The organism is Pseudomonas fluorescens (genome assembly GCF_003732425.1).
Classification (GTDB): Bacteria; Pseudomonadota; Gammaproteobacteria; order Pseudomonadales; family Pseudomonadaceae; genus Aquipseudomonas; species Aquipseudomonas fluorescens_BE.
Window position 1 is genome coordinate 580,814 of sequence record NZ_MOBX01000016.1, and the last position, 25,096, is coordinate 605,909.

At 60.2% G+C, this 25,096-nt stretch carries 16 protein-coding genes; 9 read left to right on the top strand and 7 right to left on the bottom strand.

Annotated features, from left to right (window positions below; all coding sequences use genetic code 11):
- Positions 1-45 precede the first annotated feature (45 nt).
- The gene (locus BK670_RS28395; RefSeq protein WP_123454748.1) at positions 46-4,647 is read left to right on the top strand and encodes a dermonecrotic toxin domain-containing protein; all 4,602 of its coding nucleotides are present in this window, start codon (positions 46-48) and stop codon (positions 4,645-4,647) included.
- Here the strand turns inward: BK670_RS28395 and pdxR are convergent.
- Positions 4,604-6,157, bottom strand: coding sequence for a MocR-like pyridoxine biosynthesis transcription factor PdxR (gene pdxR, locus BK670_RS28400; protein ID WP_123454750.1), 1,554 nt, complete (start codon positions 6,155-6,157; stop codon positions 4,604-4,606). The genes BK670_RS28395 and pdxR overlap by 44 nt on opposite strands.
- A gap of 92 nt (positions 6,158-6,249) precedes the next feature.
- On the opposite strand from pdxR, the gene BK670_RS28405 reads away from it, so the two are divergent.
- Genes BK670_RS28405 through BK670_RS28415 form a run of 3 tightly spaced genes read left to right on the top strand, consistent with a single transcriptional unit; the run spans position 6,250 to position 8,014 of the window.
- Entirely contained in the window at positions 6,250-6,873 is a 624-nt protein-coding gene (locus BK670_RS28405) for an FMN-binding negative transcriptional regulator (protein ID WP_123454752.1), read from the top strand.
- Positions 6,874-6,883: 10 nt separating this feature from the next.
- Entirely contained in the window at positions 6,884-7,330 is a 447-nt protein-coding gene (locus BK670_RS28410; RefSeq protein WP_123454754.1) for a GNAT family N-acetyltransferase, read from the top strand.
- A gap of 12 nt (positions 7,331-7,342) precedes the next feature.
- Entirely contained in the window at positions 7,343-8,014 is a 672-nt protein-coding gene (locus tag BK670_RS28415) for a GNAT family N-acetyltransferase (RefSeq protein ID WP_123454756.1), read from the top strand.
- A 98-nt stretch (positions 8,015-8,112) separates the two neighbouring features.
- Here the strand turns inward: BK670_RS28415 and BK670_RS28420 are convergent, their stop codons facing one another.
- A complete protein-coding gene (locus BK670_RS28420; protein ID WP_123454758.1) occupies positions 8,113-9,012 on the bottom strand; it encodes a homocysteine S-methyltransferase family protein in 900 nt (299 codons plus the stop codon).
- A 113-nt stretch (positions 9,013-9,125) separates the two neighbouring features.
- Between BK670_RS28420 and BK670_RS28425 the strand changes: the two genes are divergently transcribed.
- From BK670_RS28425 to BK670_RS28440, 4 genes are all read left to right on the top strand, one after another.
- Positions 9,126-9,947, top strand: a complete 822-nt coding sequence (locus BK670_RS28425) for an ABC transporter substrate-binding protein (protein WP_123454760.1) — start codon at positions 9,126-9,128, stop codon at positions 9,945-9,947.
- The gene (locus BK670_RS28430) at positions 9,944-10,783 is read left to right on the top strand and encodes an amino acid ABC transporter permease (protein WP_123454762.1); all 840 of its coding nucleotides are present in this window, start codon (positions 9,944-9,946) and stop codon (positions 10,781-10,783) included. Before BK670_RS28425 ends, BK670_RS28430 begins: the two co-directional genes overlap by 4 nt.
- Before the next feature lie 81 nt (positions 10,784-10,864).
- A complete protein-coding gene (locus BK670_RS28435; RefSeq protein WP_123454764.1) occupies positions 10,865-13,822 on the top strand; it encodes an autotransporter outer membrane beta-barrel domain-containing protein in 2,958 nt (985 codons plus the stop codon).
- Between the two features lie 199 nt (positions 13,823-14,021).
- Entirely contained in the window at positions 14,022-16,214 is a 2,193-nt protein-coding gene (locus BK670_RS28440) for an autotransporter family protein (protein WP_123454766.1), read from the top strand.
- Positions 16,215-16,305: 91 nt separating this feature from the next.
- Here BK670_RS28440 and oadA read toward each other — a convergent pair whose 3' ends face one another.
- Together oadA and BK670_RS28450 are read right to left on the bottom strand one after the other, a co-directional pair.
- Positions 16,306-18,114 carry a sodium-extruding oxaloacetate decarboxylase subunit alpha gene (oadA, locus tag BK670_RS28445; RefSeq protein WP_123454768.1) on the bottom strand — a complete coding sequence of 603 codons (1,809 nt, stop codon included), beginning with the start codon at positions 18,112-18,114 and terminating at the stop codon, positions 16,306-16,308.
- Positions 18,115-18,212: 98 nt separating this feature from the next.
- Positions 18,213-19,628: an acetyl-CoA carboxylase biotin carboxylase subunit gene (locus tag BK670_RS28450; protein ID WP_025112637.1), complete on the bottom strand. Its 1,416-nt coding sequence runs from the start codon at positions 19,626-19,628 to the stop codon at positions 18,213-18,215.
- A gap of 190 nt (positions 19,629-19,818) precedes the next feature.
- On the opposite strand from BK670_RS28450, the gene BK670_RS28455 reads away from it, so the two are divergent.
- Positions 19,819-20,781: a LysR family transcriptional regulator gene (locus tag BK670_RS28455; protein WP_123454770.1), complete on the top strand. Its 963-nt coding sequence runs from the start codon at positions 19,819-19,821 to the stop codon at positions 20,779-20,781.
- On the opposite strand, the gene BK670_RS28460 is transcribed toward BK670_RS28455, so the two are convergent.
- The 3 genes from BK670_RS28460 to BK670_RS28470 all read right to left on the bottom strand — a co-directional run bounded on the left by BK670_RS28460 (position 20,723) and on the right by BK670_RS28470 (position 24,973).
- The gene (locus BK670_RS28460; protein WP_123454772.1) at positions 20,723-20,926 is read right to left on the bottom strand and encodes a PA3496 family putative envelope integrity protein; all 204 of its coding nucleotides are present in this window, start codon (positions 20,924-20,926) and stop codon (positions 20,723-20,725) included. The genes BK670_RS28455 and BK670_RS28460 overlap by 59 nt on opposite strands.
- 182 nt (positions 20,927-21,108) lie before the next feature.
- Positions 21,109-21,975 (bottom strand): transcriptional regulator HexR, encoded by an 867-nt coding sequence (gene hexR, locus BK670_RS28465; RefSeq protein ID WP_007962240.1) that lies wholly within the window; start codon positions 21,973-21,975, stop codon positions 21,109-21,111.
- A 127-nt stretch (positions 21,976-22,102) separates the two neighbouring features.
- A complete protein-coding gene (locus BK670_RS28470; RefSeq protein WP_123454774.1) occupies positions 22,103-24,973 on the bottom strand; it encodes a putative bifunctional diguanylate cyclase/phosphodiesterase in 2,871 nt (956 codons plus the stop codon).
- Between the last annotated feature and the right edge of the window lie 123 nt (positions 24,974-25,096).

Sequence of the window (25,096 nt, forward strand, 5' to 3'; positions counted from 1 at the left end):
ACCTTGCCCTGATATGAATCTCTATCGTCAGATCAGGAATTGCCCATGCCCGATTTTCCCCGACTCAATACCGTTGATGTAGTGACTCAACTGATGACCGGCCCCTCATTGCGCGAGGTCGCTTCGAAAACGCTGAAACCGGCACTCAAGGCGCTGTACCCGACGCTGGACATCGATCCGCAGCAAGCCATGGTGGTAACACCGTCATGGGTCATTGAGGACAAGCGCATCGTCCCGGGCCGCGAGCAGATCGAATCGCTGACCGATGCTCTGGTCCGGCTCTCGCTGAACGGAACCACCGTGACCTACCTCGATGCAGAGCACTTTCTGACGTTGCAGCCCGGCAAACTGGCGATCCAGCTACCGGTAAAGATTGACGCCGTCGGCCGCCTGCTCAACGAACTCGCGCCTCTCATGTTCGTTTCCTTCAAAGAACAACATATCGCTTATTGGGGCACATTCACCGCTGCGCATCAGCCACGCTGGCAGCAAATGTCGGACGCACTGCGCAACGTGTGGAATGTCAGCGCCCAAACTGGCTGGGATACCGATCAACGGGCCATGGCTCAGGCCGTTTTCAAGGTTCCGGACAAGGAGCAGCGTTTGCCCGCCGACCCCTACAAGACGCGTGCCTGCCTGATTGACCTCGATGAGAGCGAAGCCGCTGACGAAGACCACGGGCACCTGACGCTGCTGGACAGCGCCGTACTGATCGGGACCGTCGGGCAGCGCACGATGATCCTGACGTATTCAGTGATCCATGGTTTCCAGAGTTTCGACTCGCTGGATGAACTCGGCGAAGCACTGCCGCGCAAATACTGGCAACGCACCTCGACCCACAAGCTCAAGTGGCGGCTGGTGGAACCGCAAGGCGACTTCTTCGATCACCAGGCCTGCACGCTGATCGCGCTGGAGGGCGACGCTCTCGGCGAGATCAATTACTTCGAAGGGCCATCGTTTGATCTGCTCAACCCGCACACCGGTCGCGCCCGGCAACCGCCTCCAGCCATCAAATCCGATGTCGACCATCTACGCCCGATGCTGCCTGCCTGGCTGGACAACGCCGCGCCCGACGATCAGGCCGCTTTCAGTCGTTATCTGCTGGACCTGACGGTGCTGCAGCAGGAGAACAACGGTCAGTCTTTTCAGGCACAGGTTGCAAGCCTGCAAACATTCACTCGCGAGGCCCTGATACGGCAGATTCTCAAGGAACACCCGACCGCGAGCGACGTGAACGTCGACAACATCGAGATCAGCATCACCAGTCTTGAGGTCTGGGGTACGTTCGTCTTGCCGGGCCATATTCAAACCAAGAGCCTGTCGCTGACCGAGCTCGCCCTGCAAAACCTGGCAGGTCTGCCGCTGGGCAATAAAACCGTCCGCTACAAGGACGACAGTGCACTGCCGGACTGGATGATCGTGGCTTATGTCGAGCAACTGGTGAGCAGCGTCGACATTGGCAAAACCTACCCCGCGCACTTGAAGAAGCTTCTGGTCGACGATGCTGTGCAGTCGGCTGCCTTGCAGAAGCTCTACACCCGCCAGTTGGTTCTCGAACTGCCGCTGCTGGCACTGCAACACAAGATCCGCGGCACAGCAGGTATCGATGAACAGGGTTACCGATACGTGGTCGCCGCGCTCGACGACCGCGCCGAAGCGCGTCAGGTCGGCGGGCAAGAGATCGTCATCCGGCCATTGGCGTTCGTAGCCCATCGCATGAATTCAGCGGCCGACACCGTGACCAACATGTTTGTCATCGGCCCGCGCGACGTCAGCAAGGGACCCTGTGTGCTTTATCGGCCGCTGTTCGACATGGCACTGATTCAGTACCCCAGTCACGCCAACCTGCTCTATGCAATCCGCCATTCACGACAACTGCGTGAATCGGTACTGGCCTGGTTACCGGACGATGTGCGATTCAATTACAGCCAATTCGTGTTTACCGCTAAATTGCCGTCGATCTGGACGATCCCGCAATTGTTGGTCAACCCGCTTACCGCCCTTGATATGTCCGGCCCCGTCACTCTGGGCACTGCCGTCATCGAAGGTGACACTCTGGTGAACTTGCACACCACTAACGCTCAGGCTGTCATCACTCAAGCCGATCGCCAGTCCGTCTCCAATGCCGAATCACGTTGGGCCACACTCAAAAGCGGCGGCTGGGTGCTTTTCAATGCGGCATTGCCATTTCTGGGTCGCAGTGTCGGCACGGCGGCATGGATCTGGCAGCTCATGGACGACTTGCAGGAGATCAGCGACGTCGCCAATCAAGAGTCCGGCAAGTTTGCCTGGACGGCACTGGCCGATATTTTCCTCGCGCTGGGCATGGTGCTGGCTCATCGCGCAGCGGTTGGCGACACGCCCCCCGCCGAATCGGCCTATGTGGAACCAGAGGAAGCGCCGCTGGCAACAACCCCACGCCCTGCTCCGCTCAAACCGCTGCGCTTGCCCGACATCAGCAACATCGAACTGCCCGCTGCCCATGAATCCTCTGTCAACACCATGGCCGCGCTACGGCGCTCGCCGCTAGCGCTGGCTTCACTGCTCGATCGCTTCAACATCGCCAAACCCGAAGGGCTCGGTGATGCCGCCAGCACAGGTCGGCATCAGTACCTCTACGCACACCAGAGCAAATGGTATGCCCCCGTCGGCAAACGCTGGTTTGAAGTGTTGATCAATGACAACGAAGACGTGCAGATCATCGACTCGCGTCAGCAACCGCTACAGACAGGCCCCTTGCTGACCCATACCGAAGGCGGCCAATGGGTCGTCGACCTGCGCTTGCGCCTGCGCGGAGGCGGGCTGCGCAATCGCCGCAAGGAAGCCAAGAGTAAAAGCGACAAGCAAGCCAAGAAACTGAGCACCGAGCTCAAGGCTTTCGATCTGGCGATGGAGGACAAACAGACCCGACTCGATCAAGCTCACAGCGCAATGCTCAATGCCCAGCCACAAACCAGCGCAGCGGCACGCCAAGCGTATCTGGACACCCTCGATGCGCAGAGCAAGGACTACGGCGCAAACATCGAGAAAATCAAGGCATTGAACCTTGCGCAGGACATTCCCAACTATCGCACGACGATGATCGAGCGGCTGGAGATGCAGTTGTTTTTTTGCCAGCAATGGCTCACCCAGCATTCCACCGACTATCAGACCAATGTCGCGAAGGCGATGGCGATGATTACGGACGACGCCCGCGTCGAGCGACAGGCGTTTATCGAGACCTGTGAACAAATGACCGATCAGACCCAGGGCATCATCGAAAAGGTCGAGTCGGCGCATAGCCGGTTCCGGGAACTCGAACTACTGGGCAAGGACGCCGTGGAAACCCTGGCCGTTTATCGAAAGGCGCTGCCGACCTACGATTTGAATGATCTCAAGCTGCTGCAGATCAGCCTGGGCCAAGAGATTTGCATCAGGCCCGGCGAGGCCGCGAGCCGCGCCGATGCGCAGCAGATACTGGAAACGCTCATTGAAGACGCTGCACTGAATATTCAGAGCTCACTGAACCTGACCGCTGACGAAAGCCTGAGCAATCTGCGCGAACGAGTCGACGCCCTGAGCAATGTGTCGCAACAATTTACCGCGGTGGATCAACGCTTCGCCGATTTCGCCAGGGAGTTTCCCGAGCACATTCAGACAGCTCGACTGGGACACGTGCGCGCTCGAGTCATCGAGTTCAAGGCTCAAACGGATGTGCGACTGGCAGACCTGTTGCGTAATAAACACTTACTGGAACCTCAGCCCGGCCCGTCGAGACCCCCTTCAGGCTCGGGATCGAGCCGAAAAATCATCAAGACCCGATTCAAAGGCACCCTGGTCGGCGAACGAAAAAAGAGTATTGATGGCCAAGACACCGATATGGTTGAAGTGCGTAGCGAGCTGACCGGGGTGATCGCCACTTTTCATGAAAAATCGCCTGGGGAGTGGGTCGAACGCGGCAAGACGCAATTGCCTCGCCCCCGGCCGAATCTTAAAAAAAACATTGAGGACGGGCAGGCCTTGATCGACGGCCTGCCCGAGTTCGAACAGCGTACCGAGGCCCGCATCAAACACGCCCGACGACTTCCGGTCGAGATTGAAGAGGCTTTTCACAATCATGCTGCCCGCCTGCGCAAGGCAAACGCTGCGATCGATGAGGCGTTGACCGCAAGCAATCTCACTGCCGGCTCGTCACCCGGGACAGAAACCCTCGGTCACGCCCTCAACGATGCCGCGACCCGCCTTGACAAAAAAGGCACCCGCCTGCGCAGTCAAATGATCAAACAGCAACCCCCTACGGCAGCAGGGGTCGAGTGGCTGAAAAACCACGGTGAAGTCCAGATCAGCAAAACCGTTACTCGACGCAGGTTGAGAAAAAACGCCAACGACTTCCTCGATGAATACGAAGTACGCGATGTGAACACCAAGAACGTACTGTGCTATGCGCACTTTCACTATCCCAGTGTCGACGCCCCGCTAACGCCCATCGGCGCCGCACATGTGAAAACCGTGGCACAGCGTCGCCTCGGTGGTAAGTACGACCTGCGAAGCATGAACAATCAGCAAGTGATCGAAATTCATCGCAGCGAGATTCTTTCAAGTCAGCTGGCCGAAACCGTGTTCTTCACACCCGCCAAACCCGCTGCAACCGGGTCAGAGCCGCTTTGATGGCAGCCTCCGGCACAGCAGCAAAGCCCAGCACCAGACCGGCGCGCTGGTCGGCTGACGTCAAGGAGTCGGGCAACCAGTAATTGCTCAGACCGTTGATTTCGACATCCACGCGGGCGGCCTGCTCGATCAATTGCTGTTCGCGTGCGATGCCGTCCACCGCCACGGTCAGGTGCAATCCGGCAGAAACAGCAGGTAGAGGACCCACACCGGGGATCTGCGCCGGCCAACCGTCGAGCAATGTATTACGACGGTTAAGCGCAGCCCGGCGCATCCGGCGGATATGCCGCTGGAAATGCCCGGCCGCCATGAACTCGGCCATCACCGCTTGCGTGCTCACCTCGGAATGCCGGACATCCACGGCCCGGCGTTGCGAGAAGGCATCCACCAGCGCCGGAGGCAGCACCAGATAACCGAGGCGCAATGCCGGAAAGGCAACCTTGCCGAAGGTGCCGACATACAGCACGCGCCCCTGTCGATCGAGCGCTGCCAACGGCGCCAGCGGCGCACCGGTGTAGCGGTATTCGCCATCGTAGTCGTCCTCGACGATCCAGCCTTGGTTGCGCTCGGCCCACGCGAGCAGCTCGAGGCGCCGGGCAAGGCTCATCACCACGCCGGTCGGGTACTGATGAGAGGGCGTCACATACGCCACCCGACAGTCCCCGGTGGCCGACAACGCCGAGCAATCCATGCCTTCTTCGTCCACGGCAATGCCGTGCAAACGACCGCCCGCCACCGCAAACGCATGACCGGCCGCGCGGTAGCCCGGATTCTCGATCGCCACGCCATCGCCCGGCTCTACGAGCAACTGTGCACAAAGGCTGATGCCTTGCTGTGCGCCGCTGGTGATCACTATTTGTTCAGGCGAGCACTGCATGCCGCGCGAGCTGCGCAGATAGGCCGCGATCATTGCGCGCAAACGCGCATCGCCGGACGGATCGCCATAACACAGTTGCTCAAGATCCGGTTTGCGCCAGAAAGCCGCATTCAGCTTGGCCCACACCTCAAACGGGAACAGATCAAACGCCGGAACCCCGACCCGAAAGGCGCGCGGCGGACCGCTTGGTGGCTTGGACAAATGGTTGTTTTCGATGCGCGAAAAACCACCGCTGTGGATAACTTTACTGGATGGAACCACAGGTAAATCCAGCCAATTTGTGGATAAGGCTGTGGGTAAGCCTGTTGAAAACCCTGTGGATACTTTTGTGGATAATTTTTTCGGCGAAGCCATTACCGGCATCAATTGTGCGACATAGGTGCCGTCCCCCACTCGCCCTTCGATAAACCCCTCGGCATAAAGCTGATCGTAGGCTCGCACGACGCTGTTGCGGGAGATCCCCAACGCTGCCGCCAGATCGCGACTGGCCGGCAACCGCGTGCCACTCGCCAGCCGTCCATCCAGTACCCGCAGGCGCAAAGCCTGATAAAGCTGGCGGCTCAAACCCTGACGGCGATCAAGCTCAATACCTGCCGGGTTGAATGGCATCGATAACGGCGGCGAATCGGACATGGTAATGGACCTATGAAATTGGTCATTAATGGCTCTTACAACAGACCAATAGCCTGCCTACGATGCTGGCATTCGCCAAGGAAAATCTGTCCATGTACACGCCACGCGCCTTTGCCATCGAAGAGTTGTCCCAACTGCACGAACTGATCCTCGCCACCCGCCTCGCCATTCTGGTGAGCCACGGCGAAAGTGGCTTGCAGGCCAGCCATGTGCCGGTGCTGCTGCATTGCGAGCAAGGCGAGTACGGCACGCTGTACGGGCACCTGGCCCGCGCCAACCCACAGTGGAAAGACCTGCGCGACGGCGCCGAAGCCATGCTGATCTTCGCCGGCGCCGATGCCTACGTCAGCCCGGGCTTTTACCCGAGCAAGGCCGAACACGGCAAAGTCGTGCCGACCTGGAACTACACCGCCGTGCACGCCTATGGCCACGCTGAAACCTTCAGCGATGGCGGGCGCCTGCTCGACATCGTCAGCACCCTCACTGACCGCCATGAAGCCGGCCGCGCCCAACCGTGGGCAGTCGCCGATGCGCCCGCCGACTACATCGACGGCATGCTCAAAGCGATTGTCGGTTTTGCCATTCCGATCGACCGTCTCGAAGGCAAGCGCAAGCTCAGCCAGAACCGCAGCGCCGAAGACATTGCCGGCGTGCGCGAAGGCCTGGCGGCCAGCCCGGAAATCAATGATCAAACCCTCGCCCGATTGATGCGCTAAGGAAATTCCCATGAGTCAGATCGACATTCGCCCGGTCAGCGCCGACGACCACGCCGCGTGGCTGCCGCTGTGGCAGGCCTACCTGCGTTTCTACAATACCGAACTGCCAGACGCTGTAACCGACAGCACCTGGCAGCGCTTTCTCGACCCGAGCGAACCGACCCACGCCGCCCTCGCCTGGGCTGGCGGTAAAGCGGTAGGCATGGTGCATTACATCTATCATCGTTCGAACTGGAGCATCGAAAACTCCTGCTACCTGCAGGACTTGCTGGTAGTGCCGGAGACCCGTGGCACGGGCGTCGGCCGCCTGCTGATCGAACACGTCTACGCCACCGCCAAGGCTGACGGCTGCTGCAAGGTTCATTGGTTGACCCACGAAACCAACGCCACCGCGATCCAGCTCTACGAGCGCATCGCCGAACGCCCAGGCTTCATCCAGTTTCGCCAAGCCCTTTAAGGAGACGCACGCATGACCGCTTCACTCGCTGACTGGAAAGGCGTCCCCGCCCCCACCGCCACATTGCTTGAGGGGCGTTTCATTCGCCTGGAACGGCTCGACCCGGCGCGCCACGGTGACCAGCTGTTCGCCGCACTCGAAGGCCCCGGTGCCGACCCGAAACTCTGGGATTATTTGCCTTACGGCCCGTTCCCCGAGCGCGCTGCGTTCAACGCCTGGCTGAACAACCACGCAGCCGCCAGCGACCCGTATTTCTTCAGCGTCGTTGATCGCGCCAGCGGTCAGGTGCAGGGCATTCTCAGCCTGATGTCGATTGTCCCGGCCCAAGGCCGTATCGAAATCGGCCACGTCACCTTCGGCGCGCCGATGCAGCGTTCGCCGAGAAGCACCGAAGCGGTGTACCTGTTGGGCAAATATTCCTTCGACCTCGGCTACCGCCGCCTCGAATGGAAATGCAACAACGGCAACGCCCGCTCCAAGTACGCCGCCGAACGTCTGGGTTTCAGCTTCGAAGGCGTGTTCCGCCAGCACATGGTGGTCAAGGGGCAGAACCGCGATACCGCGTGGTACTCGATTCTGGATGGCGAGTGGCCGGCGATTGCGGCAGGTTTCGAGCGGTGGCTGTCGGATGAAAATCAGACGCCCGACGGGCAGGTGAAAGGCTTGGTGGAATGCCGTAGTTAAATCGTCAAAGCAAAAGATCGCAGCCTTCGGCAGCTCCTACACGGGATTGACGTTCACCCTGTAGGAGATGCCGCAGGCTGCGATCTTTTGATCTATTTTCAACCCAGCTTTTGCGCAAGCACCGCAATGTGTTCCGGCCCGATTCCGCAGCAACCGCCCAAATGGCTGGCACCGCGCTGCTGCCAGTCAAGTGCCCAGTGCAAGTAACCCGGCGGATCCAGGTCATCGCGCAGCGGATCAAGTCCGTCATTGGCGGTGGCTTCTTCAGGCTGCGGTGGAAACGCATTGGCGTAGGCACCAAGGTGAATGTTCACCCCCAGACGCTCGAAGGTGTCACGCGCGGCATCAATCGCGGCACCGATCACTTCTGGCTGACTGCAATTGAACAACAACGTCTCGACGCCCAATTCAGCCGCCACCGCAGCGGCTTCGGCGACTGGCTCACCGGAGCGCAGGCGCGGCACTTCATCAGTGTCTTCGTCCTTCAAGGTGAACGACAACCAGAACGGTTTGCCATCCTTCGGCAACCCGGCGTGAATGGCTCGCACCTCGACGATCGAACTCTGGGTTTCCGCCAGCCACAGATCAACGTGCGGTGCCAAACCCTGGACCAATGGCGCCAGCAACTCGGTCACTCGCCCGGCGTTGAACAGATCCGGACGATAGGAGCCAAACAGCGGCGGTAATGAGCCAGCCACCCGCACGGATTTCCCCGAAGCCTGCACCGCACGCCGCGCCAGCTCACCGGCCAATGCTGCCAGCGCCTGCCCTTCGGCGGCGAAACGCTCTTCGCCAATATGGAACGGCACCACGGCGTAACTGTTGGTGGTAATCACGTTGGCGCCACTGGCGATATAAGCGGCATGTACCGCCTCGACCGCTTGCGGCGCCTCGCTCAACGCCAGCGCTGACCACTCCGGTTGACGAAATGGCGCCCCGGCGCGCTGCAACTCACGGCCCATGCCGCCATCGAGAATAATCGTGCTTCCTGCGCCCATATGCTTTTCACTCATATGCTTATGAAAATAACTCACTATCAGAGTCGTTCTTATAACTATTTAATACGCACCATCCGGTTAATAACAACCTCTTTTTTGCTCAGGGATCGACTGTGAAATTTCAACCGCTACTGGCCTTGGGCCTGACCATTCTGGCCGCCTCCACGCAAGCCTTTGGTGGCACTACGCTGGACCGTATCGAGCAAAAGAAAGAACTGGTTGGCGTGCTGATGGAAAGCTATCCACCATTCTCGTTTCTCAATGACCAGAACCAGCTTGATGGCTTCGACGTTGATGTTGCCAAAGCCGTGGCTGACAAGTTAGGCGTGAAGTTGCGACTCGAAACGCCGTCGTGGGACGTCATTGCCGCCGGCCGCTGGAGCGGGCGCTACGATATCTGCATCTGCTCGATGACGCCGAGCAAGGCCCGCGCCGAAGTGTTCGACTTCCCGGTCGAGTACTACGCCTCGCCGGCAGTGATTGTGGTCAACGCCAAGGATGAGCGGATCCACGATGCCAAAGATCTGAGTGGCAAAAAAGTCGGCCTCACCAGCGCTTCCAGTTACGAAAGCTATCTGAACAAGAACCTGGTCATCGAAGGCGCCGAAGACACGCAGTTGCAGTACCCGTTCGACGATGTGCAGATCGCGCCGTACGATACCGACAACGTCGCCTTTCAGGATTTGGGGCTCGGGGCCGGCGTGCGCCTGGACGCCATCCTCACCAACCTCGTCACCGCGCAACCACGCCTTAACGAAGACAAACGCTTCAAACTGGCCGGCGCGCCGCTGTACTCGGAGCCGAACTCGGTGGCCATCGAAAAGGGTGACGCGCAATGGGATGCCAAAGTGCGCGAGGTGTTCGCGCAACTGAAACAGGACGGCACCCTGAGCAAGCTGTCGCAAAAATGGATCGGCGCTGATATCAGCCAATGACTTCTTTCCCGACGCCTCCACAGCCACCGCAACCGGTGGCTGAAACTCGCCTGCAACGCTTGTTCGGTTTTCGTACGCGGCTGTACCTGACCTGGGCAGCGCTGTTCTGCCTGTTCGCCGGGTTCTTCCTGAGCTTCGACCTGAAGTTCTCGATCATCCTCGACAAACTGCCCAATCTGGTCGGCCTGCACCTGGCGCCCAACGGCTTTTTGCAGGGCGCGGCGCTGACGCTTTTCCTCTGTGTATGCTCGATTGTTGCCTCGTCCCTGCTGGGCTTCATCACGGCATTGGCACGTCTGTCAAAAAGCGCCGTGGCGTTCGGCATCGCCAGTTTTTACACCTCGTTCTTTCGCGGCACGCCACTGCTTATTCAGATCCTGCTGATCTACCTGGGCTTGCCGCAACTGGGCATCGTGCCTGGCGCCATCGTCGCGGGCATCATTGCCCTGTCGTTGAACTACGGCGCCTATCTCAGCGAGATCTTTCGCGCCGGCATCCTCGGTGTCGACCACGGCCAGCGCGAAGCTTCATTGGCATTGGGGATGCGCGAGACGGTGATTTTCTGGCGCATCACCCTGCCGCAAGCCATGCGCACGATCATCCCGCCCACGACCAATCAGTTCATCTCGATGCTCAAGGACTCGTCACTGATTTCGGTGATGGGCGTCTGGGAAGTGATGTTTCTCGCCCAGTCCTATGGGCGCTCAAGCTACCGCTACATCGAAATGCTGACGACGGCGGCGATCATTTACTGGCTGATGTCGATTGGCCTGGAGCTGATTCAGGCACGCATGGAGCGGCATTACGGTAAGGCTTACGTGCGTCGTGATCAGTGACTCATCACCTCAAAGACATCATTCTGTAAAACCCCTTCGCTATACAGGACGGCCCGCTTATAACAAAAAGGCCGTCCGACCATGCCGTTCCCGCCCCAGCGCCTGTCTCTCGCCATTGCCCTGTTGATCGCCGCCACGTCGGCAAACGCTAAAACCGTGCAGATCGACACCGCCACCACGGCAGCGCAAACGCTGGGTGGCAGCGACACGTTGACGATTTCCGCACCGGGCAGCATCACCAACAGCGGCAAAGCCGTGAGCCTGAAAGACAGCACCAGCGGCGCCGGTGTGGTGATCGATAACGCCGGCAAAATCGTTTCCAGCGGTGGCCGGGCCATCGACAGCAGCGGTGACCTGACCCAGGCGCGCAACTACACGATCTACAACCGCAGCGGCGGGCAGATTCTCGGCGCCAACGACGCCTTGCGCATCGACAGCAATTTCGCCAGCGGCAGTCTGTTGATCGACAACAGCGGTGTGATTCGCTCCAGCACCGGCCAGGGTCTGGATCTGGATGCGCTGCGCAGTGACGGTGTGCAGACCACCATTATCAACCGCGCGGGCGGGCTGATTCGCGGCGACGCCAGCGACGGCATGAAGACCGGGGCAAATGCGACGATCAGCAACTATGGCGAGATTTCGACCGGCGACTCGCACAATGCCGACGAGAAGTTCGATGGCATCGATATCGACTCCGCGAGTGGTGTCAGCGTGATGAACTACGGGGTGATTTCCGGCGGCCGGCATGGCATTACCACCGATCTTGGCGCGACGCTGATCAACTACGGACAGATTACTGGCCGCAACGGTTCCGGCTTCGGCTCCGACGGCGATGGCACGGTGATCAACCACGGCACCATCACCGGCGCCTACTCAGGCTTGCAAGCGAACGGTGACGGCGACGGTGTCGACATCGACAAGATCGCCCATATCGAAAACTACGGGACCATTCAGGGCGTCGGTGCGGGCGGTGTGGACAAGGGCGGTTTCGCCAACGGCAGCGAAGGTATCGCCCTGGGGGGCGGTTACATTCTCAACGCCAGCGGTGCACTGATCAGCGGTGCCGACAGCGCCATTCTGGTGGACGATGGCAGCGGCGGCTCGGGGCTGGCAGCGACCACTCTGGAAAACTTCGGCACCATTCAAGGCCTCAACGGTTTCGGCGTGAAGTTCGTCGGTGAGTTCGCCGACAGCGTCATCAACGGCGGCACAATCAGTGGCAGCAATGGCCTGGCGCTGGATCTGGGCGGCGGTAACGACAGCCTGACCTTGCGCAACGGCAGTCGCTTTGTCGGCGTGGTCGACGGCGGCAGCGGTTACGACCGCGTGGTGATGGATGACGCGCCAGGCGGCAGCTTCGGCGCCAGTCGCCACTTCGAATGGCTGGAGGTCAAGCAAGGCGCGTGGACGCTGACCGGCAGTGGCGATTTCAGCGACGGCGGCGCGGTGCGCAACGGCGCCACCCTGATCAACCAAGGCAGCATCGCTGGCAACCTGAGCGTCGACGTCGGCGGTGTGTATGCCGGTGGCGGTTCGGTGGGCAATCTCAACGTCAACGGCACGTTGCGCACCGACACCCGTCTCGGCCGCGCCACGATCGTTCGCGATTTGAACCTGGGCAACGCTGCCACCCTCGCCTATGGCGTCAACGCCGACGGCAGCAGCGCACCGGTACAGGTCGGCGGCATCGCCAATCTCAACGGCGCAACGCTCGCCGTCAATCCCGACAGCGGCACCTATCCCTGGCAAAGCCACTACACCGTGCTGCAAGCGGCGCAGGTCAACGGCACCTTCGGCAAGGTCAGCAGCGACTACGCATTCCTCACGCCGACCCTCGCCTACACGCCAACGCAGGTCGATCTGACCTACACCCGCAATGATGTGGCGTTCAATGAGTTCGCCATGACCGGCAACGGCAGCAACGCCGCCAACAGCCTGGCCTCGATCGGCAAAGACAACGCCTTGTACAACGCTTTGCTCAATACCAGCCAAAGCAGCGCTGGTGCGGCGATCGAACAACTGGCAGGCGCCAGCAACGCCAACCTGACCAGCGCCACCCTCGGCGCCAGCAGTCAGGTCGGCAGCAGCATGCTTTCGGCGATGCAGCAAATGGGCGGCAGCCCGGGGCTGATGGTCGGCCTCGATCAGCGCGACACACCCGTGCTGGCAGCCAATGGCGTGCCGTCCGAGGCGCGCAATCTGAATGATCCGAATGCTCGCGGGCGGCTCTGGCTGCAAGGCATCGGCGGCTACGGCAAACTCGATGGCGAGCATGGCAGCAGCGGTCTCGAACAACGCACCAAGGGCAGCGTGCTGGGTGCCGACTGGTCACTGAATCCGGCGTGGCGCCTGGGCATACTGGGTGGCTATTCGAAAACCGATCTGGACGCGACCGGCGTCGACGGCAACGTCGAGAGCTGGCACGCCGGTGTGTATGCATTGCATCAAAACGGCCCGATGTCGCTGCGTCTGGGCGCGGCGTACAGCGGTCATCAGGGTGAAAGCAAACGCACCATCGCCTTCAATGGTTTCAGCGACCGCCCGAAAGGCGACTACGACGCCGACAGCCAGCAAGCCTTCGCCGAACTCGGCTACGCCATGGGCAGCGGTCGCCTCAGCGCCGAGCCGTTCGCCAGCCTCGGCTATCAGCGCTACCACCGCGACCGCTACCAGGAAAAAGGTGGCGCCGCCGCGCTGCAAGTCGACAGCCAGACCCAGGACAACTTCAGCAGCACCTTCGGCCTGCGCCTGGCGCACCTGAGCAGTCTGGACAACGGCATGAGCGTGACACCGCGCATGGCCGTCGGCTGGAAACACACCTACGGCGATGTCAGCAGCTCGACGCGGCAGGCGTTTGTCACCGGTGGCACGGCGTTCAGTGTCGATGGCAGCTCGCTGGATCGTGACAGCCTGGTGCTGGAGGCTGGGCTGGATGTGGGGATCTCTGCGCGGCATACATTGGGTGTGGGATACAGCGGTGAGATCGGCAGCAACAGTCGCAATCACGGCTTGATCGGGCAGTGGCAGATGAGTTTTTGAGGTTGAACAACCGGCGGGGTCTTGATTGGTCGTAGGAAAAAGCACCGCAGCAGCCGAGTAAAAGTCTTGGTTGCGGATCTAGCGGTCATTTTCCACAGAACGATGCGATGTCGCCTGCAAGCGCGCGGGAAGTAGCCGACATCGGATTTTCGGGTGCATCAATAGAGTTGGGTCTTCTCCCAAAGAAAGGCTCTACTCGATGCCCGTCCAACATACGTACCAAGCAAAAAAAATCGCGCTGGCGATCGCCTTAACGCTGGGATGCTTCCCCTCCGCTCACGCTGAACTCGCTCCCGTTCCAGCGCCAAGTGCCGACGGATTGATCGGGATACTCGACGCCTTCGTCGGTGATTCTGACACCGTCAAACACCCGCCCACCAAATCAAAGGTCAGTGCCACCGACGGTATTTCCCTTCGATTTGATGACCGCAACGACCTTATTACTCTGGGCAGCCGAGGCAGCTTTGCCGGGCTGGTCGATGGCGGCGGCGGTGTCAATGTCCTGCAACTCGATGCTGCAAAGGGAACGCTGGGGAGAACCACCAACTTCGATGGACTGGAGGTCAAGCAAGGCGCATGGCGTCGAAGTGGCGACGGCGATTTTAGTGTTGGCGTCCTGGTCAGGCCAAAAGCATCACTTATCAATGAAGGGAACATTTTCGGGGAAGCGGTAGCCGGGGGGATTCTGATCAACACCGGTTCGATCGTCGGCAATGCCACTGTTCTGAGTACCGGCGACCTCACCAACAAAGGGCTCATTGGCGGTGACGTCACTGTGCAGGAAAATGGTCATTTTGCGGGTTGGGGCACGCTGAAAAACCTGAACGTCAGCGGTCGTCTTTCGGTCGATGAGGTCTACCGCGCACCAACGCTTACGGGAGACCTGAACCTGTCCCGAACAGCAGTGCTTTCATACGCCGTGGATGCCGCCGGAAGCAGCCCGACGATAGTAGTCGGCGGCACTGCCCGCCTCGGCGACGCAACGCTGAAACTGGTCACTGCCGGTGATTACCCGCAAAGCAGCCAACACACCATCCTCACCGCTACATCAGTCGAGGGTCGCTTCGCCAACATCGAAAACAAACTGGCTTTCATGACACCAGAGTTGCATTACGACGAGCAAAAGGTCGGGCTGACTTACTTCCGTAACGAGGTAGACATTGAGAGCGTGGCGACGACAGACAATGGTCGTGCGATTGCCAATAGTATTGAAGAGCCACAATCCCCTCCGACATCTGCAACACCAGCATTGTTGACTGCGTTGCCAGTTGATTCAGTTACAGCTACGCCGCCAGCACCGACATCAGTTGCGGTTGCGGAGCAGCCAACTCCTCGACCTGAAAAACCGGTAAACGCAGCAGTCGCCGCATTACTGACCAGCGACAAAAGCACCGCCCCGATCGCCCTCGAACAACTCGCCGCCGGCAGCAATGCCAATCTCGCCAAAGCCACCCTGAGCAGCATTACTCCGGTGAGTGCGAGCATGCTTTTGGCCATGCAGCAACTGAATAGCCGCTACGGCTCTGCCTACAGTTCCGGGAGCTCGCCGCGTCAGGCCGCCGGGGCTGCCGATTCCGGGCGGGTGTGGATTCAGGCGCTCGGCCATGGCGGCAAGGTCGACCGCAACGTGGACAGCACCCTCAAACACGCCACCCAAGGACTGGTCATGGGCGCCGACTGGCGGCTCGATGAGCAATGGCATGTCGGCCTGATCGGCGGTAAATCGCAGACCAGACTCGACGCCCGCCAATACGATGGCGACCTCGACAGCTGGCACCTCGGCGCCTACGCCGTACGCCAGGACGGACCATTATCGCTACGCCTCGGTGCGACCTACGCCAGTCATGATGGCGCGAGCAAACGTCGCCTGGCCTTCAATGGCTTCAGTGATCGTCTCAAGGGCAATTACGACGCCAATACCCAGCAAGCTTTTGTCGAACTGGCGTTCAACGCTGGTCGTCACAATGCGACACTCGAGCCGTTCGCCAGCGTCGGCTATCAGCGCTATCAACGCGACAGCTACCGTGAAAAAGGCGGGGATGCGGCGCTGAAAGTCTTCGGACAAACCCGTGACAACCTCAGCAGCACCTTTGGCCTGCGCACGGCGAAAATCAACCGGCTGGATAACGGCATGACGCTGACGCCGCGATTCAGTGCCGGCTGGAAACACACCTTTGGCGAGATTGACAGCGACACCCGCCAGCAACTGGTCAAGGGTGGCAAACGCTTTGAGATCGCCGGGGCGGCGCTGGATCGAAACAGCCTGTCCGTGGATGCCGGCCTCGACCTCGGGCTGTCTGCCAGTCACACGGTCGGTGTTGGTCTCACCAGTGAGATGGCCACTGACAGCCGAACTCACGGCGTGATGGGCCAATGGCGCATGGCGCTCTGACGGATACAGCTCCTACAGGGTTGAAAACAAGATAAAAAAAGGGGGGCACATGCCCCCCCGAGGTTTAAAGCGTTGGATCGCGGCGGTTATTTCAGCCTTCGATCTCGATCAGAATTTCACCCGGATTCACCCGATCACCCTTGGCCACATGAATCGCGGTGACCTTGCCGGCAACCGCAGCCTGGACTTCGGTTTCCATCTTCATCGCTTCGGTGATCAACACAGCCTGGCCCGCCTTGACGGTGTCACCCTCCTTGACCAGCACATCAACGATGTTGCCTGGCATGGTGGTGCTGACGTGGCCCGGCGCCGAGGCTTGCTTGCGCTTGCTGCTACCGCCGCTGACGAACTCGTTGAGCGGTTCGAACACCACCTCTTCCGGCATGCCGTCGATGGACAGGTAGAAGTGACGCTTGCCTTCCGCCTTCACACCGACACCGGTGATGTCGACGCGGTAAGTTTCGCCGTGGACGTCGATGACGAACTCGGTCGGCACGCCTTCGCCGCCCGCCGAAGCGACCTTGCCGGCTTCAGGAATCGGCAGCAGCACTTCCGGGGTGAGGGTGCCGGCGGCACGCTCTTCGAGGAATTTGCGGCCGATGTCCGGGAACATGGCGAAGGTCAGCACGTCTTCTTCCGACTTGGCCAGGGCGCCGATATCCGCACGCAGCTTGGTCATTTCCGGCTTGAGCAGATCAGCCGGACGTACGTCGATGACTTCTTCGCTGCCGATCGCCTGGCGACGCAATTTCTCGTTCACCACGCCAGGGGCTTTGCCGTAACCGCCCTGCAGGTACAGCTTCACTTCGTTGGTGATGGTCTTGTAGCGCTCGCCGGCCAGCACGTTGAAGAACGCCTGGGTGCCGACGATCTGCGACGTCGGGGTCACCAGCGGCGGGAAGCCGAGGTCTTCACGCACCCGTGGAATTTCCGCCAACACTTCGGCCATGCGGTTGAGAGCACCCTGCTCTTTCAACTGGTTGGCAAGGTTGGAAATCATCCCGCCCGGCACCTGGTTAACTTGCACACGGGTGTCGACAGCAGTGAATTCGCTTTCGAACTGGTGATATTTCTTGCGCACGGCGTAGAAGTACAGACCGATCTCTTGCAGAAGCTCGAGGTTCAGCCCGGTGTCGAACTCGGTGCCCTTGAGCGCTGCGACCATCGACTCGGTGCCCGGGTGGCTGGTGCCCGAGGCGAAGCTGGAGATGGCGGTGTCGATGTGGTCGGCGCCGTTTTCGATCGCCTTGAGCTGGCACATGGTCGCCAGACCCGCGGTGTCATGGGAGTGGATGAACACCGGCAGCGATTGCTCGGCTTTCAATGCGCGAACCAGTTCACCAGTGGCGTACGGGGTCAGCAGACCGGCCATGTCTTTGATCGCCACCGAGTCGCAACCCATGGCTTCCATCTGCTTGGCCTGCGCCACGAACGCATCAATGGTGTGCACCGGGCTGGTGGTGTAAGCGATGGTGCCTTGGGCGTGTTTGCCGGCAGCCTTCACGGCTTCGATCGCCACACGCAGGTTACGCACGTCGTTCATCGCGTCGAAGATGCGGAACACGTCGATGCCATTCACGGCAGCCTTGGCGACGAAGGCTTTGACCACATCGTCGCTGTAGTGGCGGTAGCCCAGCAGGTTCTGCCCGCGCAGAAGCATTTGCAGACGTGTGTTAGGCAGTGCCGCGCGCAGTTGGCGCAGACGCTCCCACGGGTCTTCCTTCAGAAAACGTACGCAGGCGTCGAACGTCGCGCCGCCCCAGCATTCCAGCGACCAGTAACCGACTTTGTCGAGCTTGTCGCAGATCGGCAGCATGTCTTCGGTGCGCATGCGGGTGGCGAGCAGCGATTGGTGAGCGTCGCGCAGGATGGTGTCGGTAACGAAGATCTTCTTAGTCATTGGTATCTCCTCATAGCGGCAAGCTTCAAGCTACGAGCTGCAAGAAAAAGCCGAGTCGCTCTCACTTGAAGCTTGTCGCTGACAGCTCGCAGCTGCATTTATAGGCCTGCGTGGGCGGCGATGGCGGCGGCGATGGCCAGGGCCAGCTCTTCGGGTTTGCGCTTGATCGAGTAGTTGGTCAGTTCAGGGTGGCTTTCAACGAAGCTGGTATTGAACTGGCCGCTACGGAATTCCGGGTTGCGCAGGATTTCCTGGTAGTACGCGGCGGTGGTCTTCACACCTTGCAGACGCATGTCGTCGAGGGCGCGCAGGCCACGGTCCATCGCCTCTTCCCAGGTCAGCGCCCAGACCACCAGTTTCAGGCACATCGAGTCGTAGAACGGCGGAATGGTGTAGCCGGTGTAGATCGCCGTGTCGGTGCGCACGCCCGGACCGCCGGGGGCGTAGTAACGGGTGATCTTGCCGAAGCTCGGCAGGAAGTTGTTCTTCGGGTCTTCGGCGTTGATACGGAACTGCAACGCGAAACCACGGTGCTGAATGTCTTCCTGCTTTACCGACAGCGGCAGGCCGGAGGCGATGCGAATCTGTTCGCGGACGATGTCGATACCGGTGATTTCTTCGGTGATGGTGTGTTCCACCTGCACCCGGGTGTTCATCTCCATGAAGTACACCTCGCCCTCGGCGAGCAGGAACTCCACGGTGCCGGCGTTCTCGTAACCCACAGCCTTGGCCGCACGCACCGACAGGTCGCCGATGTAGGCGCGCTGTTCCGGGGTCAGTTGCGGACTCGGGGCGATTTCGATCAGCTTCTGGTTACGGCGCTGGATCGAGCAGTCCCGCTCGAACAGGTGCACGACGTTGCCGAAGCTGTCGCCGAGAATCTGCGCTTCGATGTGCTTGGGGTTGACGATGCATTTTTCCAGGAACACTTCCGCCGAACCGAAGGCTTTGGTCGCTTCGGAAATCACCCGAGGGAAATTTTGTTCAAGTTCTTCGCGGCTGTTGCAGCGACGGATACCGCGACCGCCACCACCGGAGGTGGCTTTGAGCATCACCGGGTAACCGATGCGGTCGCCTTCGGCCAAGGCTTCTTCGATGTCGGCGACATTGCCTTCGGTGCCCGGCGTCACCGGTACGCCCGCCTTGATCATGCTGCGGCGCGCTTCGGTCTTGTCGCCCATGCGGCGAATGACTTCTGCCGACGGGCCGATGAATTTGATCCCGCGCTCGGCGCAGATGTCGGCCAGTTCGGCATTTTCCGAAAGGAAACCGTAACCGGGGTGCAGTGCATCGCAACCGGTTTCCACCGCCAGGTTCACCAGCTTGCGCGGGTTCAGGTAACCGGCCAGTGGCTCGGCACCGATGCTGTGAGCCTCGTCCGCACGCTTCACATGCAAGGCATGGCGGTCGGCGTCGGAAAAAATCGCAACCGAGCGAATGCCCATTTCGGCGCAGGCTCGCACGATTCGTACGGCAATCTCACCACGGTTGGCGATCAGGATCTTTGTTATCACTTGGAGGTTCCCTTGAGCCGGTGGCACCACGACCTGCTAGACCCAGGTCGACGCGTGACCAAATGTTTCAATTTAGTCGCAGGTCCACACTAGCGCTCATGAGGGATTAACAAAAATGAATAAAAATTGGGTCAGGCATAAGCAAAGACTTATAGTTAAACCATCAGCCAGCCGTCAGAGCCTATAAAGAATGCGTAAGTCCTTGATGCGTATGACATTGCGTCAATTACAGATCTTCAACGAAGTGTGTGATTTACGCTCTTACAGCCGCGCCGCCGAGGAAATGTCGCTCACGCAACCGGCCGTCAGCCTCCAGATTCGTCAGCTAGAAGAGCTGATCGGCCAGCCATTATTCGATTACGTCGGCAAAAAACTCTACATGACCGAAGCCGCCGAAGCCCTTCAGCGCGCCAGCCGGGACATCTTCGGGCGCCTGGAAAACCTCGATATGCAGCTGTCGGACATGCAGGGTTCGCTGCAGGGCCAGCTGAAACTGGCGGTGGAATCCAGCGCCAAATATTTCGTTCCGCATCTGTTTGCCGCATTCAAGCGCCAGCACCCGGAAGTGAATCTGCAACTGACCGTGGTCAACCGCGGACAAGTGATTCGACGGCTGTCGGACAACCGCGACGACTTGGTGATCATGTCGATGGTGCCGCAGGACATGGGCCTGGAATTCCTGCCCTTCCTCAACAACCCGATTGTTGCCGTGGCGCGCCCGGATCACCCGTTGGCGCACATGGGACCGCTGCGTTTGCAGGATCTTGAGCCCTACACGCTGCTGATTCGCGAACCCGGCTCGGGCACACGACTGGCCTGCGAAGAGTATTTCAAAGAGAAACGCGTGCACTTCACCCAGACCCAGGAAGTGGCCTCGGCCGAAGCGCAACGTGAATGTGTGCAGGCGGGTCTGGGCCTGGCGCTGTTGACGCGCCACGCCCTGAACCTGGAGCTGGCGACCGGCGGTCTCGTCGAGCTGCCGGTCGAAGAACTGCCGCTGCTGCGTAGCTGGTGCCTGGTGCAAGCCAAAGCCAAACGCTTGTCACCGGTGGCGCACGCCTTCCTCGCGTTTATCCGCAGCGAACGGGCGCAGATCAGCGCGCTGGTTGAGCGCTTCGACGGGAAGTTGCGGGAGCAGCCTGCCAGTGGTTGATCTCGGGAAAATCGCCGATTTCGGCTTGAAGCTGGCGAAGTTCGAAGCGATCTTCGATAGCGCGGCGAAACTCCATGCGGCGCTGGTCTTCCTGCTGACGGCGGGTTTTCGCGGCGCTGTTGCGTTCTTCGTAGGGCTGAGCCATTTCGATTCTCCCAAGGCGAGTACGGGAGTTTCACGATAGGCGGGTGGGATGACGGTTTGGCTTCTTCGGGGTTACAGACTGATGAAGGTTTACTTCGAAAAGCAAAAATCGCAGCCTTCGGCAGCTCCTACATTGGAATGCATTTCCCTGTAGGAGCTGCCGAAGGCTGCGATCTTTTGATCTTAGTCATCGAGGGCTTTCACGGCTTTCGGCGACAAGCGCAAGCTACGCAAACTGCGCTTCACACTCTTGAGGTGGTTGACCAGACTCGGCCCACGCGCCATCGCTACGCCCATCGCCAGCACATCGATCACCACCAGATGCGCGATACGTGAAGTCAGCGGCGTATAGATTTCCGTGTCTTCGTGCACATCGATCGCCAGATTGACCGTCGACAGTTCGGCCAACGGTGTCTGACTCGGGCATAGGGTAATCAGCGACGCCCCGCTCTCGCGAACCAGATTGGCAGTGATCAGCAGATCCTTGGAACGCCCTGACTGGGAAATGCAGATCGCCACGTCGGTCGGTTTCAGCGTCACCGCCGACATCGCCTGCATGTGCGGATCGGAATACGCCGCCGCGGTCAGCAGCAACCGGAAGAACTTATGTTGCGCGTCCGCCGCCACCGCACCCGACGCGCCGAAGCCGTAGAACTCGACCCGCTGCGCCTGCGACATCAACGTCACCGCGCGCTGCAGCTCCACCGGGTCGAGCTTCTCGCGAACCTCCATCAAGGTGTGCAATGTGGTGTCGAAAATCTTCAGGCTGTAATCGGCGACTGAGTCGTCTTCATGGATCGCGAACTGGCCGAAGCTGGCACCGGCGGCCAGGCTTTGCGCCAGTTTGAGCTTGAGATCCTGGAAACCGGAGCAACCAATGGCGCGACAGAAGCGCACGATGGTCGGCTCACTGATGCCGACGCTGTGAGCGAGGTCGGCCATGGAACTGTGCATCACCGCCGCAGGGTCAAGCAGCACGTGGTCGGCGACCTTGAGCTCCGACTTGCGTAACAGGTGACGTGACTGGGCGATGTGTTGCAGCAGATTCAAGGGGCTGGACTCTTCTTATGGGCAAGGATGTAGCACGCTTGTAGTTATACTACATGAATTGGCTTTTTGCCTGCTCAATGCGTAACTCCATGTCCCCATATCAGGCGCGATGGGCTGTATGTAGCCCTTAAAACGGATTGTCCTGCGCGCGCAGAAGCCCGGCCAGACTGGCAGCCTCCACAGGCCGGCTGATCAGGTAACCCTGCACTTCATCGCAACATTCGGCGCGTAAAAATTCCAGCTGCTCTTGGCGCTCGACACCTTCAGCCACCACCTTCAGCGACAAACCATGGGCCATCGCGATGATCGCGCGAGTGATCGCCGCGTCTTCACTGCCCTCGCCCAGACCGCGAATGAAGGCCTGATCGATCTTCACGTAATCCACCGGAATGCGCTTGAGGTAACTCAGCGACGAGTATCCGGTGCCAAAATCATCGATGGCCAGTTTCACCCCCAGATCACGCAGTTGCTGAAAGGTCGCGATGATGTGCTCAACGCTGTCGAGCAACTGGCTCTCGGTCAGTTCCAGTTCGAGGTAGTGCGGTTCCAGGCCGGTTTCCTCCAGCACCTGCCGCACCAGACTGACCAGTTTGCCCTGACGCAATTGATGCACCGACAGGTTCACCGAAACACGGATCGGTTCCAGCCCCTGACGCTGCCATTCACAGGCCTGCCAGCACGCCTGACGCAGAACGAATTCGCCAATCGGCCCGATCAGACCGGTTTCCTCAGCCAGCCCGATGAAGTCCCCCGGCGGCACCCGGCCCATTAGCGGGTGATCCCAGCGCACCAGTGCTTCCGCCGCATTCAAGCGCCCGGTTTGCAGGCACAGCTTCGGCTGATAGAACACTTTCAGTTGCTTGTCTTCGATAGCTTTGCGCAGATGGTTTTCCAGCTGCAAGCGCTCAAGGGTGCTGGCCTGCAAGCTGTCGGTGTAGAACTGGAAGTTGTTCCCGCCCAGATGCTTGGCATGTTGCATGGCCATATTCGACTGGCTGACCAGTGCGGAGATTTCCCGGGCGTTGTCCGGCAGCATGCTGATGCCCATCGAAGCGCTGACCACCAGTTCATGCCCCTCGACCGTCAGTGGCAGGCGCAACTTGCTCGACAGGCGCGTGGCGACCCGCGCCAGACTCGACAGATTGCCGTAGGCATCGAACAGCACGGCAAACTCGTCGCCGGATAAACGGGCGATGGTGTCCGCTTCCGGCAAGGCGTTGACCAAGCGGCGCGCCATTTTCTGCAGCAACTGGTCGGCAATCTCATGGCCGAGGCTGTCGTTGAGCAATTTGAAGCGATCCAGATTGATGTGCAGCAACGCCAGGCTGCGTCGGCCCTGACGCGAGCGCTGCTGCGCTTCATGCAACCGCTCGCGGAACAGCGAGCGGTTGGCCAACCCGGTGAGTTCGTCGTACTGGGTCAGATAGCGCATGCGCTCTTCGGATTCGCGCCGTGCCGACAGATCGGCGAAAAAGCCCACGATATGGCTGACATTTCCCCGACTATCGCGCACCGCATTCAGTTGCAGCCACTGCGGATACAGCTCGCCGTTCTTGCGCGTCTCCACCAGTTCGCCCTGCCAACTGCCGTGCTGCTCCAGCGCATGCCGGATTGCCACGTAATGGCGGCGCGCATCGCGGCTGCATGGCAGCTCGACGACGTTGCGCCCGAGCATGTCTTCAATGTCGTAACCGGTGACGCGGCTGAACGCCTGATTGATCGCGATCAGCGCATAGTTCGGGTCGAGAATGACGATGCCTTCACTGGCCGCCTCGAATACGGTCGCCGCCAGGCGCTGCTGCTCTTCGAGGCTTTTGCTGGCACTGATGTCGCGGCGGGTGCCGACCATGCGGATCACCCGGCCACTGTCGCTGCGCTCTACGGCGCGGCCACGGTCTTCGATCCACACCCAATGGCCATCGCCGTGACGCACGCGGTATTCGATCTGATAGTCCTCGGTGCGCCCCTTCAAGTGCTCGATCAACGCGTATTTCAGCGACGGCACATCGTCGGGATGCAGACGTGGCTTGAGGTCGCGCAAAAGCGCTGTGACGTATTCCGGAGCGAGGCCGAAAAGCTCCTGAATCTGCGTGTGGTGGACTTCGTCGGTTTGCAGGTTCCAGTCCCACAACCCCAGCTCACTGGCCTTCAACGCCAGCGCCAGCCGCGCTTCGCTTTTGCTCAGGGCCTGATTGGCCACGTCCAGCTCAAGGCTGCGCTGGGCGACGCGGTCTTCGAGTTCGACCTGCGCTTCACGCAACTTGCCCTCGGCGCAGCGGCGCTGGTCGATTTCGTTGGCCAGTTCCTGATTGAGTTGATCGCTGCGCGCCTGCGTCTGTTGCAGGTGTTCGATCAAGTGCTGATTCTGGAAGCGCCGCAGCAAGCCACGATCAATCAGCCGATTGACCTGCCACGCGACCACGCTCAGCGAGCCGAGCAGGATCAGGCCGAGCCAGCCCCAACCGCGCGCCTGCTCGTCGCCGCCCCAGAACAGATAACCGATCGCCGGCAACAGGCAGGGCAAGGTAAACGACAGAAACGCCGGCAGGCTCACCGCATAAGCGACGCTGGCCGAGAGGGTTGCGGCGCCGATCAGGCCGAACACCCACGCCTGCTGAATGAAGTTGTCGGCGGGCACCAAGGCGATGCCGGCACCGGCCAGGGTCAGCCCGGTCATGGTCGAGCCGAGCAGAAACATTCGCCGCCAGATCGGTTGCGCCTGACGATCAGGGATCGCCGAATCGAACGCTGCCACCTGAATCACCCGCAACGCCACCAGCGACAGCAACCACACCAGCCAGACGCTGACCACGAAGTAGCGCTGCGGGCTCCAGAGCAAACCGGCGCAGACCAGACCATTGATCAACATGAACAGCGTGGGCAACAACGAGCCCTGATACAGCAGACGCGTGCGCTCGACCGCCATCTCGACGGCATAGCGCTTGCGGATAACCCGGGGTTCCACAGAGGGGCCCGACAGTTCGGAGCTGAGGGTCATGGGCAACGTTCTTGTTCTTATAAGGAGGGCGTGCGCCCGAAACGTGGACGGAGCATACACAAGCCGATCCCGTTGCCAAACTGCTCCACATCATAATTTCAGCGAAACCGTTCCACCCTTTGC